Here is a 562-nt window from a genome sequence, read left to right on the forward strand (position 1 = left end):
GGACGACGACGGTCTGGGCCCGCTTGTCGTGCAGCGCCTGCCGCAGGGGGTGGTCGAAGAGGGGGGAGAGCGCGTCGACGAGCTGGATCAGCAGACCCACCCCGAAACAGCACCAGAGCAGGGTGGGCACCCCGCCGTACGTGTTCCACCGGGCCAGGGCCCGGCCGAAGCCGAGCGGCTCGTCGGCGGCGAGGGGCACCACCTTGATCCGCATCGCCCGCTTGCCGAGCGTCTGCCCGGAGGAGGCCGTCGTGGGCACCTCGTAGGCGAGCCAGAGCGCGGCGGCGAGCGCCACGATGGCCAGCTGGAGGCCACCGGCCTGCTCACCGATCTGCGGCAGCCCCTCGCGGGACGTGTCGCCCGCCATCGCCCTGCGGAGGACCTCCCGCCAGTACGGCCCCATCTCCTCGAGGAACCGCCAGACGAACCAGCCGTTCACCAGCACGTTGAGGGCCAGGACGATGGCGAAGTCGATGAGCCGGGCGACCAGTCGGCGGCCGAAGCCGGCCAGCGCCAGCCCGTGCGGCCGCGGCTCGGGCATCCGTCCCACCCAGCCCGGGGG

At 73.7% G+C, this 562-nt stretch carries 1 protein-coding gene; it reads right to left on the reverse strand.

Features of this window, described 5'->3' with window-relative positions; all coding sequences use genetic code 11:
- A partial coding sequence (locus tag E1211_RS32250) for an RDD family protein (RefSeq protein WP_132354030.1) occupies positions 1-562 on the reverse strand: 562 nt, incomplete at both ends.

The organism is Micromonospora sp. 15K316 (assembly GCF_004348525.1).
GTDB lineage: Bacteria > Actinomycetota > Actinomycetes > Mycobacteriales > Micromonosporaceae > Micromonospora.